16 protein-coding genes are annotated in these 15,508 nt (G+C 73.5%); 8 read left to right on the top strand and 8 right to left on the bottom strand.

The window, feature by feature from the left end; translation table 11 throughout:
• The first annotated feature begins 1 nt into the window (after position 1).
• Positions 2-1,171 (top strand): acyl-CoA dehydrogenase family protein, encoded by a 1,170-nt coding sequence (locus E8M80_RS18740; RefSeq protein WP_137127249.1) that lies wholly within the window; start codon positions 2-4, stop codon positions 1,169-1,171.
• A 7-nt stretch (positions 1,172-1,178) separates the two neighbouring features.
• Here the strand turns inward: E8M80_RS18740 and E8M80_RS18735 are convergent, their stop codons facing one another.
• Both E8M80_RS18735 and E8M80_RS18730 read right to left on the bottom strand, forming a co-directional pair.
• On the bottom strand, positions 1,179-2,672 hold the full coding sequence (locus E8M80_RS18735; protein WP_137127248.1) for a triacylglycerol lipase: 1,494 nt from the start codon (positions 2,670-2,672) through the stop codon (positions 1,179-1,181).
• Positions 2,673-2,756: 84 nt separating this feature from the next.
• The gene (locus E8M80_RS18730) at positions 2,757-4,355 is read right to left on the bottom strand and encodes an ABC transporter substrate-binding protein (RefSeq protein ID WP_137127247.1); all 1,599 of its coding nucleotides are present in this window, start codon (positions 4,353-4,355) and stop codon (positions 2,757-2,759) included.
• A 137-nt stretch (positions 4,356-4,492) separates the two neighbouring features.
• Between E8M80_RS18730 and E8M80_RS18725 the strand changes: the two genes are divergently transcribed.
• The 5 genes from E8M80_RS18725 to E8M80_RS18705 are packed head-to-tail and all read left to right on the top strand — an operon-like array spanning position 4,493 to position 8,435.
• A complete protein-coding gene (locus E8M80_RS18725) occupies positions 4,493-5,335 on the top strand; it encodes a DUF547 domain-containing protein (protein WP_137127246.1) in 843 nt (280 codons plus the stop codon).
• A gap of 10 nt (positions 5,336-5,345) precedes the next feature.
• On the top strand, positions 5,346-6,194 hold the full coding sequence (locus E8M80_RS18720; RefSeq protein WP_137127245.1) for a phosphate/phosphite/phosphonate ABC transporter substrate-binding protein: 849 nt from the start codon (positions 5,346-5,348) through the stop codon (positions 6,192-6,194).
• Positions 6,194-6,940 (top strand): phosphonate ABC transporter, permease protein PhnE, encoded by a 747-nt coding sequence (gene phnE, locus E8M80_RS18715; RefSeq protein ID WP_137127244.1) that lies wholly within the window; start codon positions 6,194-6,196, stop codon positions 6,938-6,940. The genes E8M80_RS18720 and phnE overlap by 1 nt, the downstream gene beginning before the upstream one ends.
• Positions 6,940-7,587, top strand: a complete 648-nt coding sequence (locus tag E8M80_RS18710; RefSeq protein ID WP_137127243.1) for a phosphonate ABC transporter ATP-binding protein — start codon at positions 6,940-6,942, stop codon at positions 7,585-7,587. Before phnE ends, E8M80_RS18710 begins: the two co-directional genes overlap by 1 nt.
• Positions 7,569-8,435, top strand: coding sequence for a metallophosphoesterase (locus E8M80_RS18705; RefSeq protein ID WP_137127242.1), 867 nt, complete (start codon positions 7,569-7,571; stop codon positions 8,433-8,435). Before E8M80_RS18710 ends, E8M80_RS18705 begins: the two co-directional genes overlap by 19 nt.
• Here the strand turns inward: E8M80_RS18705 and E8M80_RS18700 are convergent.
• The 6 genes from E8M80_RS18700 to E8M80_RS18675 form a co-directional block, all read right to left on the bottom strand.
• On the bottom strand, positions 8,392-9,507 hold the full coding sequence (locus tag E8M80_RS18700) for a YeeE/YedE thiosulfate transporter family protein (protein ID WP_137127241.1): 1,116 nt from the start codon (positions 9,505-9,507) through the stop codon (positions 8,392-8,394). The genes E8M80_RS18705 and E8M80_RS18700 overlap by 44 nt on opposite strands.
• Before the next feature lies 1 nt (position 9,508).
• Entirely contained in the window at positions 9,509-10,009 is a 501-nt protein-coding gene (locus E8M80_RS18695) for a DUF302 domain-containing protein (RefSeq protein WP_137127240.1), read from the bottom strand.
• A 79-nt stretch (positions 10,010-10,088) separates the two neighbouring features.
• Positions 10,089-11,837, bottom strand: a complete 1,749-nt coding sequence (locus tag E8M80_RS18690) for a hypothetical protein (protein ID WP_137127239.1) — start codon at positions 11,835-11,837, stop codon at positions 10,089-10,091.
• Positions 11,838-11,970: 133 nt separating this feature from the next.
• Positions 11,971-12,525, bottom strand: a complete 555-nt coding sequence (locus E8M80_RS18685; protein ID WP_137127238.1) for a demethoxyubiquinone hydroxylase family protein — start codon at positions 12,523-12,525, stop codon at positions 11,971-11,973.
• Between the two features lie 30 nt (positions 12,526-12,555).
• Positions 12,556-13,410, bottom strand: a complete 855-nt coding sequence (locus E8M80_RS18680; protein WP_137127237.1) for an NUDIX hydrolase family protein — start codon at positions 13,408-13,410, stop codon at positions 12,556-12,558.
• Between the two features lie 64 nt (positions 13,411-13,474).
• Positions 13,475-13,834 (bottom strand): DUF6636 domain-containing protein, encoded by a 360-nt coding sequence (locus E8M80_RS18675; RefSeq protein ID WP_370287463.1) that lies wholly within the window; start codon positions 13,832-13,834, stop codon positions 13,475-13,477.
• A 57-nt stretch (positions 13,835-13,891) separates the two neighbouring features.
• Here E8M80_RS18675 and E8M80_RS18670 point away from each other — a divergent pair, with 57 nt between their 5' ends.
• Positions 13,892-15,085, top strand: coding sequence for a phosphoglycerate kinase (locus E8M80_RS18670; protein ID WP_137127235.1), 1,194 nt, complete (start codon positions 13,892-13,894; stop codon positions 15,083-15,085).
• Positions 15,086-15,251: 166 nt separating this feature from the next.
• A complete protein-coding gene (locus E8M80_RS18665) occupies positions 15,252-15,461 on the top strand; it encodes a hypothetical protein (RefSeq protein ID WP_170979498.1) in 210 nt (69 codons plus the stop codon).
• The last annotated feature ends 47 nt before the right edge of the window (positions 15,462-15,508 follow it).

Below are 15,508 nucleotides of genomic sequence, written 5' to 3'. Positions count from 1 at the left end.
GATGGTCGCGATCACGCCGAACGAGCCGCAGGACCTGAACCTGCTCGACGACGAGACCTTCCGGACGCATGTGCGCCGCTGGATCGAGGCGAACTACCCGCCCGACCTCCGCAATCCGCCCAAGCGCCTGCACTGGGAGGAGAACAAGCCCTGGTACTTCATGCTGGCCGAGAAGGGCTGGCTCTGCCCCGGCTGGCCGCGGCAGTTCGGCGGGCTCGGCCTCAGCCCCGCCAAGCAGATCATCTTCACCGAGGAGATCGAGCGCCACGGCTGCGCGCGCACCAACGACCACGGCATCGTCATGGTGGGGCCGCTGCTGATCAACCACGGCACGGCCGAACAGCAGGAATACTTCCTGCCGAAGATCCTGAGCGGCGAGCACATCTGGTGCCAGGGCTATTCCGAACCCAATGCCGGATCGGACCTGGCCGCGCTCCGCACCGAAGCCGTGCTGGACGGCGACCACTACGTGGTGAACGGCCAGAAGATCTGGACCACCCTCGCCTCCGACGCGAACTGGTGCTTCCTGCTGGTCCGAACGGACAAGGCGGCGAAGAAGCAGGAAGGCATATCGTTCCTGCTGGTGGACATGGCGACGCCCGGCATCACGGTGAAGCCGATCATCAACCTCGAATACCATGACGAATTCTGCGAGGTGTTCTTCGACAATGTCCGGGTGCCGGCAAAGAACCTCGTCGGCACGCCGAACCGCGGCTGGGACATGGCGAAGGCGCTGCTGTCCTTCGAACGCATCTACCTCGGCTCCCCGCGCCTGTCGGCCTATGCCTTCGCGCGACTGCGGCAACTGGCCGAACGCATGGGCGTGTGGGAGGACGCAGCCTTCCAGGAGACCTACGGCCGGCTCCGCCTCGACCTCGAGGATCTGAAGTCGCTCTACGGTGTCTTCGTGGAAAAGCTCCGGCGCGGCGAGACGCTCGGCCCCGACGTGTCGATGCTCAAGATCTTCCAGACGGAACTCTTCCAGCGCATCACCGACACGATGCTCGAGATCGCGGGCGAGAATGCCGGGCTGCTGGAGCCGATGGAAGGTAACCGCAACCTCAACCCGACCGGCCTCTATATCCAGGCGCGACCGGCCACGATCTACGGCGGGTCGAACGAGATCCAGCGCAACATCCTGAGCAAGAACGTGCTCGGCCTGCCGGGCTGACGGCGCGTCACGCCCTCCGGGGCGCGACGCGCGGTTCTTCCAGCAGCCAGAACAGGATGTTGTTGCGGAAGGTCGGGTCGCGCGTGATCTCGAGGTGCTCGCGCGGCAGGAAAAGGGTGCGGTGGAAGCCCATCGGGCTCTGCACCGTGGGCGTCCGAGCCTCCTGGCCCTGGCGAAAGTCGAGCAGGGCGGAATCGCGCAGCACCAGGCCGTCGCCCGGGTCGGTCCGTGCCTCCGCGATCGCGCCAGTCTCGGGGTTGGCGATGATCCGCGACGCCGTCGGTAGCGCATCCCCGGCCACGATCATCAGGTCGGTGCCGGGCGGCTGCGTCACCGGCCGGTCCATCGCGGCGGAGAAGGCGCGGGCGCGGCGCAGCAGCCTCCCCTGCAGTGCCAGCGCCAAACGCCGCCGCTCCTCCGCCGAGGCGACGCCAGGCATCAGCGTGGCCAGGTCCGCGTCGTTGTCGCGCTTCGCGATGCCCCAGCCCATGCTCCGCCACAGGTCCGGATCGTACGGGTCGGGCGCCGTGCCCGGCTGTCCCGCCACCACCACCGCCCGCGCCCGCTGCCGCGGCAGCAACTGATAGAGCGACGGGAAGGTGCCGAGGATCGCCGGGCTGTAGCGCGGCACGATCGGCGATCCGAAGTCGCGCCCGTCCACCAGCACGCGGAAGGCGTCGAGCGAGCCGCCATTGGGCGTCCCGATCTGGATCAGCCGCGCCATGAACGGCGCGCCGGCGAAGGTGAGCGGCGGCAGCGTGCCATCGGCCGGCAGGTCGGCATCGCCGTAGAGCATGGCGTAGCGCGCCACCAGGCCGCCCATGGAATGCGCCACGACGTCGAACTTCACGTCGGCGTCGCGCACACCGAAGCGTCGCGCGTACTCGCCCTGCACGTAGGCACGCTTCTCCCGCATGAAGGCCATCAGCCGGCGCGCATTCGCCACGTTGTCCTGGCGCCAGTCGTAGTCGAACTGGAAGCAGGTGAAGTGGTCCCGCCCGTAGTCGACTGCTCCGCCGAGGCCCAGCGCCTCGTCTCGGTAGCCGCCGATGCCGAGCGTCGCCATGATCTCGGCATAGGCCTGCAGCGCGATCGGGATGCCGGCGACGCGGATGCGCACGCGGTCGAGCACGCCATCGGGCTGCACGGCGGCGCCCGGCGTCGCCATCATGTCGGTGAAGGGCAGCGCCACCAGCCGCGCGCCGTCCGGCGTTCCGGGGTTCGCCGCGTTGCCGTCGAACGCGCCCCAGACGATCCGGCCAGAAGCGGGATCGCGCAGCCGGCTGCCGAGCAGGCCCGGGATGACAATGATCGGGTTGCGGTCGATGCCGTGGTGCTGCGCCGCCGGGTTGTAGATCAACGCGAGGTTGGTCATGGGCTCCGGCGCGCAGCCCGCGAGCGCTGCGGCGGCCGCGGCGCCGCCCAGCAGCAGGGCGCGGCGGCCGCCCGGCGCCGTGGCCCTGGGACGGTCCTGGTCCGGACCTTGGCATCGCGGCGTCATGGCGGTCGTCTCCGTTCGGTTGCGCCCTTGTCCTTCCGGTTTCGCCAGGTCGGGCGCGCCCGTTACGACTCGCCCGGTCCGACCCTAGCGCGCCGCCTTGCGGATGTTCCAGGCGATGATGATGCCCGGCATGGCCAGCACACCCGACACGCGCGGCGTGATGGCCGAGGGCAGGTACCATTGCCCGTAGGGCACATAGGGCACGAGGCGATAGGCGCTCGCGTGCAGCTCGTCGAGGATGCGCCGCCGCTCCGCGTCGTTGGCGGCATAGGGGAAGGCATCGATCAGCGCCTGGTGCGCGGCGTCGCACGGCCAGCCCGGCCAGGCGCGCTCGCAGGACGCCTGCATCGGCACGTTGCCCACGGGGTCGGACGCGCCGAGGCCGTTCCAGAAGGTGAGCCCGATATGCCAGCCGCCTTCCGCCGGCGGGCGTCGGTTGGCGCGCCGCCCGGCCATCGACGCGAAGTCCATCGCCTGCACGTCCGTCCGGAAGCCGACCGACTGCATCTGCTGCGCCAGCACCAGCGTCGCCGCATGGACGAACGGATTGTCAGTCGGGTCCATGATGACGATCGGGGCGCCGTCATAGCCGCTCTCGCGCAGCAGGGCGCGGGCGCGTTCCCGCGCGGCCGGGCTGCCGAGGTCGGCCGGAACGCCCGCATTCGATTCCTGCGGCGACCCGCAGACGAAGAAGGCGTGGCAGACCTGATAGAGCGCCGGGTCCGGGAACATCGCCTGCAGGATCTCCTCCTGGTTCACCAGGAGCATCAGCGCTTCCCGCGCGCGGGCGTCGTTGAAGGGCGGGTGGATGTGGTTCATCCGGATCATGCCCGGCGCGCCCAGCGTGTTGGTGCGGATGATGCGCATGCCCCGCCGCTGCAGCATGGGCAGGAAGTCCACGCCCGGGCTCTCGACATAGTCGAGCTCGCCCTGGATCAGCGCCAGCACCGCGGTCTGCGCGTTGGCAATGTTGAGCCATTCGACGCGGTCGACATGCGCGACCTTGCCGCCGGCCGTGCCGGACGCCGGCTCGCTCCGCGGTACGTAGTCCGGGTTGCGGCGGTAGACGACGCGCGACCCCGGCACCCATTCGTCGCGCACGAAGATGAACGGCCCGGATCCGACGGTCTCGGTGATGGCGGTGAAGGGGTCGGTCGCGGCCACGCGCGCCGGCATGATCGCCGGCATGTTGCCCGCGGGCTTCGACAACGCGACCAGCATGAGCCCATAGGGCCGGCTGAGCCGCCAGGTGACGGTCCTGCCATCGGCCGAGGGCTCCATCGCCGTCGTGATCGCCATGATCTGCCGGCCATGCGGGTCGCGCGCGCCCCAGCGGCGGAGCGAGGCGATCACGTCCGCCGCCGTGACCGGCGCGCCGTCGTGGAACTTCAGCCCGTCGCGCAGCGTGAAGGTCCAGGTCAGCGCATCGTCCGAGACCCGGTAGGCGCCGACCATCTGCGGCTGCGGGCGCTGTTGCTCGTCGCGGCCGAACAGCTGATCGTAGATCATGTGGGCGTGCGACTGCACGACGCCGGCCGTGGTGTTGATCGGGTCGAGCGTCTGCAGGTCGGCGTTCGGCACCATGCGCAGGATGCGCTCGGGCGGGATGGGCTGCGCGCCGGCGGGGGCGGCGATCAGCGCGGCGGCAGCCAGCAGCGCGGCGCGGGCAAGGCGGTGGATCATGGTCGTCTCCCGGTCGGCGCCACGACAGGCGCTTTCTAATTATGGACCGATCGCTCCAGAAAACAACGCCGGCACGCGCGTAACCGCTCGGGCCCGCGCATCGAAGAAGCGTCCGAACGACCGGGAATGCCTTCGCCATGATCTCCTCCGAACGGTCGGCCGGGACCGCGCCGAAGCAGGGGCGCCGCAGCGTCCTGATCCTGTCCGGCCTGGCGCTGCCGGCCCTGCATGCCGCGGCGCCCGCCATGGCGGCGGATCCCGCGCTCGACGCGCTGCTGGGCCGCTACGTCAGCCTGCCGGCCGATGGTGTCGCGCGGGTCGACTACGCGCGCTGGAAGGCGAATGCCGCCGACATGGCGTCGCTCGCCGCCTGGATCGAGGCCGCGGCGGCCCGCCGCCCGTCCGCGATGCCGCGCGCGGAGGCCTTCGCCTTCTGGGCCAATCTCTACAACGCGCTGACGCTGAGCGTCGTGCTCGACCGTTATCCGGTGCGCTCCATCCGCGACATCCGCTCGACTGGCGTGCCCTTCGACCCACGGCAGTTCAACGGGCCGTGGCGGACGCGCCTTGTCACGGTGGAAGGGCGGCGCATGTCGCTGGACGACATCGAGCACGAGACCATGCGCCCGACCTTCCGCGACCCGCGCGTGCACTACGCGGTCAACTGCGCCTCGATCGGCTGCCCGAATCTGCGCCCGCGCGCGTTCCGGGCCGCGACGCTGGAGGCCGACCTCGACGACGCCGCGCGCGCCTTCGTGAACCACCCGCGCGGGGTCGCGGTGCGGTCGGACGGGCGGCTCGTGGTGTCGTCGATCTACCATTGGTTCCGCGAGGATTTCGGCGGCACCGATGCCGGCGTGATCGCGCACCTGCGCCGCCACGCCGCGCCGCCGCTGGCCGCCCGGCTCGCCGCCGCCGGCGGCATCGCCGACCACGCCTACGACTGGGCGCTGAACGACATCGCCACGCCCCGCTCCTGACAGGACCGCCATGCCCCGCATTCCGCGCCGCCTGCTGCTCGCCGCCCCGCTCGCCCTGCCCCTGGCCGCAAGGGCGCAGTCCGGCGCGCCGCTGCGCTTCGCCGTCGGCCCCTTCCAGCCGACGCCGGGCGACACGCGCCGCGCATTCGAGCCTTTCTTCGGGCGCCTGGCCGCGACGCTCGGCCGGCCCTACGAATTGCGGGTGACGACCGACTGGGCGGGAATCGCGGTGGCGCTCGGCTCCGGCCAGGCGGATTGCGCCTGGATGGGGCCCTGGGGCTTCGTGCTCGCGCGCGCCAGGGCCGGCGCGGAGGCGATCGCGACCGTGCTCTACCAGGGCCGCCCGACCTACCACGCCATCATCATCGCCAGGCCGGACCTGCCCATCGCCCGCTTCCCCGAGGATGCGCGCGGCCTTTCGATCTCCTTCGCCGATGCGGGCTCGACAAGCGGCTGGCTCATACCGCACCACTGGTTCCAGGGCCGCGGCATCGACCCGCGGACCTTCTTCCGCTACCGCGACGGCGCGAGCCACGCGGCCAACGTCATCTCGGTCGCCTCGGGCCAGGTGGATCTCGCGACAGATTTCGACCGCAACCTCGATGCCATGATCGCGTCGGGCCGCGTGCGCGCCGACCAGCTGCGCGTGGTCTGGCGCAGCGACCCGCTGCCGAACGACGCGCTGGCCGTGCGCGCCGACCTCGACGCGCCGACGCGCGATGCGCTGCGCGCCGCCGCGCTCGCGACCACGGCCGATCACCTGCCGCCGAACTACACCGGCTGGGTGCCCGCGACGGAGCAGACCTACGCGCCGATCGAGGCGGCCGGCCGCGCGCTCGGCCGCATCGCGCGGTCCTGATGCGGCGTGCCGCCTGGATCGGCGGATTCCTTGCCATCCAGGCCGCCTGCGTCTGGCTGGTGGAACCCGACCTCGGCCGGCTCTGGGCGGGCCTGCCGCGGCTGGCGGGCTGGATCGCGGGCGGATTCCCGCCGGATTTCTCGGGCTTCGGCGACATCGCGCGGCGCGCGGCCGAGACGGTGGCGCTGGCGACGCTCGGCACGACCGTCGCGGCGGTGCTGGCGCTGCCGCTGACGTTGCTCGCCGCACGGCCCTCGGCACCATGGCCCGCGATGTACCATCCGGTGCGCGCGCTGCTCGATGCGCTGCGCGGCATCGACGGCTTCGTCTTCGCGCTGATCTTCGTGGCCGCGGTCGGGCTCGGCCCCTTCGCGGGGATGCTGGGTGTCGCGCTGCATTCGGCCGGCAGCCTCGGCAAATTGTGGTCCGAGGCGCTCGAGGCCGCCGACCCTGCGCCGATGGAGGCCGCGCGGTCCGCCGGCGCCGGCCGCGCGCAGGCCGCGGCCGTGGTGCTGGTGCCGGAGACACTGCCGCAGACGGCCTCGGCGATGCTGTATGTGTGGGAATTCAACATCCGTGCCTCGACCGTGCTCGGCCTGGTCGGCGCCGGCGGGATCGGGCAGGAGCTCAAGAACGCGGTGGACCTGCTGGATTTCAACCGCGTCATCGCGATCCTCATCGTCATCGTCGCGCTCACCCTGGCGGCGGACCGCCTCTCGGCCGCCCTCAGGCGGCGGCTCCTGTGATGCTGCAGTCGCGCCCGGGGCTCGTGGTGCAGGGGCTCAGCGTCGCGCTGGGCGGGCGGGCGGTGCTGCGCGACGTCTCGCTCGATGTCGCGCCGGGGGAGGTGGTGGCGCTGGAGGGCCCCTCCGGCGCGGGCAAGACGACACTGCTGCGCGCGATCGCCGGGCTGCTGCCGGCCGAGGGCGCGGTGCTGGCCGGCGGCCGCCCGGCGCTGGTGTTCCAGCAGCATGCGCTGGCAGGCCGCCTGACCGCGCGCGAGAACGTGCTGGTCGGCGCGCTGGCGCGGATGGGATTCTGGCGTGCGGCGCTGCGCCTCTGGCCGCGGGCCGAGGTCGCGGCGGCGGACGAAGCGCTGGCGGCGGTCGGGCTGGATGGACTCGAGGCACGCCGCGCCGACCGGCTCTCGGGCGGGCAGCGGCAGCGCGTGGCGATCGCGCGCGCGCTCGTGCAGCGTGCCCCGGTGCTGCTGGCGGACGAGCCCGTGGCCAGCCTCGACCCCGCCACCGCCGAGGGCGTGCTCGGCCTGCTGCGGGACCTGGCGCTGGCGCAGGGATTGCCCATCCTTGTCTCCCTGCACCAGCCTGGCCTTGCCGCCCGCTTCGCCGACCGCGTGCTGCGCCTGGAGGATGGATGCCTGACCCCCTCGTGATCCCCGCCGACGAGCCGCTGCTGGTGTTCGGCGGCCCCTATTCCAACCTGCAGGCGACCCGCGCGCTGCTGGCCGAGGCGGCGCGCCGCGCCATCCCGCCCGCGCGCGTGATCTGTACCGGCGATGTCGTGGCCTATGGCGCGGACGCCGCGGCCTGCTGCGACCTGGTCATGGCGAGCGGCATCCATGTCCTGCTGGGAAATTGCGAGGAGAACCTGGCCGCCGGCGCCGTTGATTGCGGCTGCGGCTTCGAGGACGGCACCGCCTGCGACCTGCTCTCCCGCGCCTGGTACGCCCATGCGGCGCGCCAGGTGACGGCGGCGCAGCGCGACTGGATGGCCGCCCGGCCGCGCCGCATGGCAGTGGCGCTGCCGGATGGCCGGCGGCTGGCGGTGATCCATGGCGGGGCCGGGGATGTCAGCCGCTTCCTGTTCGCCTCCTCGCCCGACGCCGTGCTGGCGGCCGAGATCGCGGCCACCGGCTGCGACGGCGTTATCGCGGGGCATTGCGGCATTCCCTTCGCGCGCGGCATCGGGCCCGCGCTGTGGCTCAACGCCGGCGCCATCGGCATGCCGGCCGACGACGGCACGCCGCGCGGCTGGTTCGCGGTCCTGACGCCGGACGCAGGCGGCCTCGGCATCGAGATCGTGCCGCTGGACTACGACCATGCCGGCGCGGCGGCGGCGATGCGCGCCGCGGGCCTGCCCGAGGGCTATACGACGGCGCTGCGCACCGGCATCTGGCCGTCCTGCGACGTGCTACCGCCGGCGGAGCGCGCGCGCCGCGGCATGCCGATCACGCCGGTCAGCCTGGCCTGGCCGGTAGCGCGAAGGCCGGCCGCAGCCTGAGGCCGAGCCAGCATCCGGGCAGTACGGCAAGAATCCACGCGAAGCCGTGCAGGCTGCCGGAGGACGCCCCGCCCAGGAAGGCGCCCACGTTGCAGCCGAAGGACAGCCGCGCGCCGACGCCCATGAGCAGCCCGCCCAGCGCGCCGCCGAGCGCGCCGCGCCAGCCGATCGGCGCCATGTGCCGGAGCCGCCCGGTCGCCGCCGCCGCCGCCAGCGCGCCCGCGACGATGCCGGCATCGCCGAGCACGCCGTGCATCGCCAGCACGGGCCCGTCCAGCGCGGCGCGGGTCCAGCCCTCCGCCCAGAATTCAGTGCCGGTCAGGTCGATGCCCACCGCCTGCCCGGCCTTCGCGCCCCAGAGCGTCAGCCCCATCGTGATGCCCCAGGGCATGCCCGAAACCAGGAACAGCAGCGCCGCGAGCAGGCCGATCACGACACCCGGCAGCACCTTCGCCGGCGCCGGACGCGCGCCCCGCAGCACGGCCAGGGCCATGGCCAGGAGCAGCGCCTCCACCGCCAGCAGCCCGGTCCAGGGCCCGAACGGCGCGGCGAGATCCACCTCGACCCCCGGCAACCGCAGCGCCGCCGGCAGCAGCAGCGAGCCGAGCACGCCGCCCAGGCAGAAGAAGGGCAGCGCCACGAACATCCGGCGCGCCCCCTGCCCCGCCGCCACCAGCGCGCCCGAGCCGCAGCCATTGGCCAGCATCATGCCGACGCCGAAAACGGCGGCGCCCACCACCAGCGACGGCCCGACCGGGGCGACGAATCGACCATAGCCGGGCATCGTCGCGCCGACCGGCAGCACGACGAGCGCGGCCACCGCCGGCACCACGAAGGCAGCGCCGAGCACGCGGCCGTCACGCTCCTCCAGGAAGGCGCGAAAGCCGCCGGTGAAGCCATAGTCGAGCAGCACGAAGGCGGCGCCGAGCGCGGCCGAGACGGCCAGCACCGGCAGCAGCGCAGGATCCTCGAGGCGCATCGCCGCCACCGCCAGCGTAACCAGGCCGGCGAGCCCGAGCGCCAGCCCCGCCGGATGCGCGCGCGGCGCCGGCCGGGCGAGGCTGCCCGCCACGCTATTCCGCCGCCTTGCGGACCAGGCCGTCGATGAAGGCGTCGGTCGCGAGCTGCCCCTGCGGCGGCACGGTCACGCCATGCCGGGCGAAGACCCGAATGGCCAGGTCCTGCCCGGTGTTGCGGGTGACCTGCGTGACGCCGGCATCATCCTGCCAGACCAGCACGCGCATCGGCAGGTCGATCGCGAGCGTCGGGTTCGCCGCCATGCCCGGCGTGCCGGCGCGCGGATTGCCGAACAGCACCACGGTGCGCGGCCGCAGCGTCATGCCGACGGCCTGCGCCGCCGCGGCATGGTCCACCTCGGTGAAGACGACCCAACCCGCTTCCCGCACGGCGGCGGCGAAGCGGTCGAGCGTCACGCGCGGCGCATGGGCGCTGGCGCGGGTGACCAGCCCGGCATCCTGCGCCGCGGCCGGCATGGCAAAGCCTGCCAGCATGACGAAGGCCGCGAGAAGCCGCGGCAGCGTACCGCTACGACGGGCATGGGGGCGGGTCGGCATGTCGCGTGTCCTCCGGAAGATTGCGTATCCGGAGGACTTCGCCGCGGCGGTCGCCGCGGTTACGCTGCCGGCCGGCCGGTCAGCGCGGCGCCGGTGCCGGCGCGGCCGGCGTCTGGCCGGGCACCACCACGCTCATCGGGTCGGGGCCGCCGGCCTCGCGCGCCCGGCGGACGCGGGATTCGAGGTCGGCCAGTTCGTTGCGCCGCTCGGCGAGCCGGGCCTCGGTCGCTGCGATCTGGCCCGCGATCTCGGCACGGCGGCGCTCGGCCGCGGCCACCTCGGCGCGCATGGCGTCCACCTGGCGCGCCACCTCGGCGCGCTGGCGCTCGGCCGCGGCCACGCTCGCACGGACGCTCTCGGCCTCGCCCGCCACGGCCGCGCGGCGCTGGTCGGCGGCCGAAACCTCGCCCCGGAGGCGCTCCACCTGCCCCGCGAGTTCCGCCCGGCGACTGTCGGAGGCCGCGACATCGGCGCGCAGCGCCTCGATCTGCGCGGCGAGTTCCGCGCGGCGCCGGTCGGAGCCGGCGACGTCGCCGCGCAGCGCCTCGGCCTGCCGCGCGAGGTCCTGGCGCTGCCGCTCGGACGCCGCGAGTTCCTGGCGCAACGCCTCGGACTGGCGCTGCAGCGATTCCGCCTCCCCGCGGGAGGCCTGGACGGCGCCGGCGGCGCGGCGGGCCTCCTCGATCTGGGTGCGGGCGCGCTCGGTCTCGGCGGTGGCGGTCCGGGCAGCCTCGGCGGCGCGGCGCTCGGCCTCGGCGGCGGCGGCGCGGCGCTCGGCCAATGTGCGCTCGGCGGTCGCGGCCTCGCCGCGCAGTGCCTCGAGCCGCCGTTCCTCGGCGCCGGTGCTGTTGCGGAGTTCGGCCAGGCGCCGCTCGGCGGCGGCGACCTCGTTGCGCAGTTCCGCCACGCGCGTCTGCAGGCCGCGGAGTTCGGCGGCGGTCTGGTCGCGCGTCGCAGTCAGGCGGCCGATCTCGGCCTCGAGCTGCGCCACCGACTGCCGGCGGGCATTGGCCTGGCCCTCGGCGAGGTTGATCTGTTCCCGCGTCTGGGCGAGGCGCTGCTCGGCTTCGCGCAGCGCATTGGCTTCCCGCGTATTGCGTGCCTGCAGGTCCGCAAGGCGCTGCTGCTCGGCCGCGGCGCGCTGGTTCAGCCCGGCCAGGCGCTGCTCGGTCGCGGCGGCATCGGCGGCGAGGCCGTCGCGGCGGCGCTCCTCGGCGGCCGCGGCGGCACGCAGGTTGGCCAAGCGCGTCTCTTCCGCTGCCGTGCGCTGGCCGAGGCCGGCGAGCCTGCGCTCCTCCTCCTGCGCGCGGGAGGTCAGGCCGGCCAGGCGCTGGTCGGCGGTCGCGATGTCGCCGCGCAGGCCGGCCAAGCGCTGCTGCTCGGTTGCCGTGTCGCCGCGCAGCGCGGCCAGTCGGCGGTCGGCCTCGGCCACCTCGCCCTGGCGGGCCTGCAACTGCAGCTGCGTCTGCTCGGAACGGGACTGCAGGTCGGCCAGCCGCCGCGTCTCCTCCTCGAGCCGCTGGCGGAGCGCGGTGGTCTGCTGGTCCGCCGTGCCGCGCCCCTGCTCGGCGGCGGACAGGTCGCGCCTTGCGATGGCGAGGCGCCGCTCGATCGCCGCGAGGTCGCCGCGCGCACGGCGCTCGGCGCCCAGGGTGCGTTCCAGGTCCTCGACGCGGGAGGTCAGTTCGCGGCCCTGCGCCCGGGAGGAGGCGAGGTCGCGCTCGAGCCCGGTGACGCGCTCGGTCCGCTCGACGGACAGGCCGCAGGCGGGCAGCAGGGCAACCGAGGCGAGCAGGGCCGCCTTCGCGAAGGCGCGGGTGCGCGTCATGGCAGCAGGCCTCTCCTGTCAGTCACGTCATGGGGCCGGAATCGCCGGCCGATCAGGCATAGTCTTATGCCCGGCCGGCGCTGGCGAGTCCCGCCCCCTGTGGTTGCAGGCCTGCAATCGGTGCGTGCGGCGCTCAGATGCGCTTCGCGGCCGCCACGGCCGCCGCGGAACCGCTTCCCACCACCCAGGCCCAGGCGCGCAGCACGGGGCCATGGGCCGGGCCCGCACCGGCCTCGCGCGCTTCGTCGCGGTGGTGGACCTCCTCCTCACGGCAGCGCTCCAGCAGGGCGTGGATCTCGGGCAGGATGCGCTCGCGCTCCAGACGCTCGGTCTGGGCTCGGTAATGATGGTCGACGAAGGTTTCGACCGCGTCCACGGTCGCGAAGACGGCGCGCGGGCCGAACAGGGCGGGCAGCGCGCCGGTCAGCCAGCCGGCGACGCGCCAGATGGGCAGCAGCCGGCTGCGCTCGGCGCGCGGCAGGAGGTCCTCCAGCAGGTCGAGATGGCCCTGCTCGGTCGCGCGGTGCCGCTCCGCGAAATCGCGCACGGCCGGGTCGCGGCTGAAGGCCAGGATGCCGTCGTAGATCCTGACCGCCCCGGTCTCCCCGGCATGGTCGGAACGGAGTTCGCCCACCAGCCAGGCGGGCCAGGCGGCGGGGATGGTGCGGTCGGCGGTGGTGCTGCTCATGCGCCGCAGATGGCGCCATACGGCCGGCGGTCAATCCGGCCCCTGGTCGAGGCCCGCGCGCAGGCTGCCGTCCGGGTCCGCGACCAGCCCCTCGCGCAGGAACAGGTCGATCAGCACCAGGTTGACGTTGAACTTGACGTCGTCGGTGCCGCGCACCGCCGCCAGCACGCGCGCGGCGGGCCAGAGCTCGAAGCGCTCGACCTCGTCGTCGCCCGGTCGCGGCACCACGCCCTCCGGCAGGTCGAGGTCGAAGCAATGCAGCACGTCGCGGCGCAGCCCCTCGGCATTGCGCATGACGTAGGAGACGCGGCCCACCGGGCGCGCCGTCGCCGCCAGGGCGGGCGGCAGGCAGGCCTCCTCGGCCGCTTCCTTCACCAGCGTCTCCTCGGCCGAGAGCCCCGCGGGGATGCCGCCGGCGACGACGTTGTCGAGCTGCCCCGGCGCCACCGCCTTGTCCTTCGCCCGGATGGCGACCCAGAGATGCAGCCCGTCCGCGCGGCGCACCAGGCCGTTCACATGCACGCCCTGCGACATGACGCCGAAGGCCGGCAGGGCGCCGCGGTCGAGCGTGGCGAGCACCGGGCCGTCGCTCGTCTCCCGCACGTCGAAGGGCTCGCCGCGGATCCTAAGGAAGCCGCCGGCGGCGAGCGCGGGCAGGGTGCGGGACAGGGCCTCGCTCCGCTGGCCGGGGCTGCGGAGCCGGCCGGCCAGCGCCACGCCATCGGCATCGAAATGGAAGTCGCGCGGGCGGAAGGTCAGCGCCTGCGCCAGGTCCGCCGTCATCCAGCCCACCTGCGCCGCGCCCAGGCGGAACGGAATGAGCCCCGCCGGCGAGGCGACGTTGTTGCAGGCGTCGATGTGGCGCGTCAGGGCGGGATCCGGCATGGCACTGGCAGGCATGGCGCTGGAATAGGACGCTTCGCGGACGCGCGAAACCGGCGGTCGGCGATCAGAACAGCCGCAGCCGCGCCCGCGCCATCTCGAAGCCCCGGCCGTCGCCATTGGCACATCTGAGGCCGGTCGGCGCCGCGGTGCAGGCCATCCCAGGCCCCTGCCAGGCGCGACCGTAGCCGAGCACGGGGTTGCCCGGGTCCGCCACCGTGTCCCCATGGCAGATGACGCCGGCCGGCCCCTTGCCGCCGAGCATCACCGCGCCGCCCCAGTCGAGGTCGCAGCCGGGCGGGCGCGGCGGACGCGCGTAGGAGAAGTTCAGAACGTCGCAGCGCAGCTCGCCCTCGAACACCGCACAGTGAATGTTGCCCGAGGGCAACTGGAACGCCTGCTGCGCCGATGCTAGGACCGGAAGCATCAGGAACACTGCGGCCCACCGTATCATTCCGTCCCTCCTCGCCAGGATCTTCACGCGATGTCCTACCGTACGATCGACGCGCTGGATGCCAAGGGAAAGCGCGTCCTGCTGCGCGCGGACCTCAACGTGCCGGTCAAGGACGGCCGCATCACCGACCGGACGCGGATCGAGCGGATGTGTCCCACCATCGCGGAACTGGCCAATGACGGCGCGCGGGTGATCGTCTGCAGCCATTTCGACCGGCCGAAGGGCAGGCGCGTGCCCGAGATGTCGCTCAAGCCGCTGCAGGAGGCGCTGTCGGCCGCACTGCGCCGGCCGGTCGCCTGGGCCGACGACTGCATCGGCCCGGCGGCCGAGGCCGCCGTCGCCGCGATGAAGGACGGGGACATCCTGCTGCTCGAGAACACGCGCTTCCATGCCGGGGAGGAGGCGAACGACCCCGCCATGGCCGCGGCGCTCGCGACGCTGGCGGACGCCTACGTGAACGACGCCTTCTCGGCCGCGCACCGCGCGCATGCGAGCACGGAAGGCGTCGCGCACCTGCTGCCCGCCTTTGCCGGGCGCCTGATGGAGGCGGAGTTGAAGGCGCTCGACGCCGCGCTCGGCAATCCGGCGCGGCCGGTGGTGGCGATCGTCGGCGGCGCCAAGGTCTCGACCAAGCTCGACCTGCTCGGCAACCTGATGAAGAAGGTCGATGTGCTCGTGATCGGCGGCGCGATGGCGAACACCTTCCTCGCCGCGCAGGGCCATGCCATGGGCAAGTCGCTGCAGGAGCCTGATCTGCACGCGTCAGCGCGCGCCATCCTCGACGCCGCAAGCGGCGCCGATTGCGAGATCGTGCTGCCGGTGGACCTGGTCGTGGCCGATGAATTCAGGCCGCACCCGCCGACCCGCACGGTGCGCGCCGGGGCCGTTCCGGCCGATGCCATGGCCCTCGATGTCGGACCGGAGACCGAGCGCGCGATCGAGCAGCGCCTGCGCAGCGCCTCGACGCTGGTCTGGAACGGCCCGCTCGGCGCCTTCGAGACGCCGCCCTTCGACGCCGCGACGGTCGCGCTGGCCGAGACGGTGGCGTCGCTGACCCAGTCCGGCGCCCTGAAGTCGATCGCCGGCGGGGGGGACACGGTCGCGGCGCTCCGCCATGCCGGGGTGGCGGAGCGCATGACCTATGTCTCGTCGGCCGGCGGGGCCTTCCTGGAATGGCTTGAAGGCAAGACGCTGCCGGGGGTCGCGGCGCTCCAGGCGGATTGATCGCGCCCCCTCCTGCCCAGCCCAGGATACAGCCACAGGTTGCTGGAAGGTTAACGGGGATCGGCCGCAGGCTGCGGCCATGCGCATCGCCCCCCCTCGCCCGTCCCGGCCCCGAAACCGCTCGGGTTTAAGCCATTCTTCACGGCTGACCTGGACAATGCTGCGCATGATCAGCGCGAATTCCCTTGCCGCCTTCACACAGGAAGTCGGCCGCACCGCCGGCATCCAGCCGGTGCGCGGGCCCGACCGAACGGCCGAGGCCGCGCGCGGCGCGCCGCCGCCGCCGCAGCGCATCCTGCAGTCGGCGCCGCCGGCGGGCAGCGCGCCGCCGGCCCAGACCATGCCGCGCGGCTCGCTGCTCGACGTCAGGGTCTGACCCGCCCGTCGCGGCGAAGCCTTGCAGCGGCGCGGGGCGCGGCGGCA

Source organism: Roseomonas sp. HF4 (genome assembly GCF_005222755.1).
In the GTDB taxonomy this organism is placed as follows: Bacteria; Pseudomonadota; Alphaproteobacteria; order Acetobacterales; family Acetobacteraceae; genus Neoroseomonas.
This window is presented reverse-complemented; position numbering and strand designations above follow the sequence as displayed.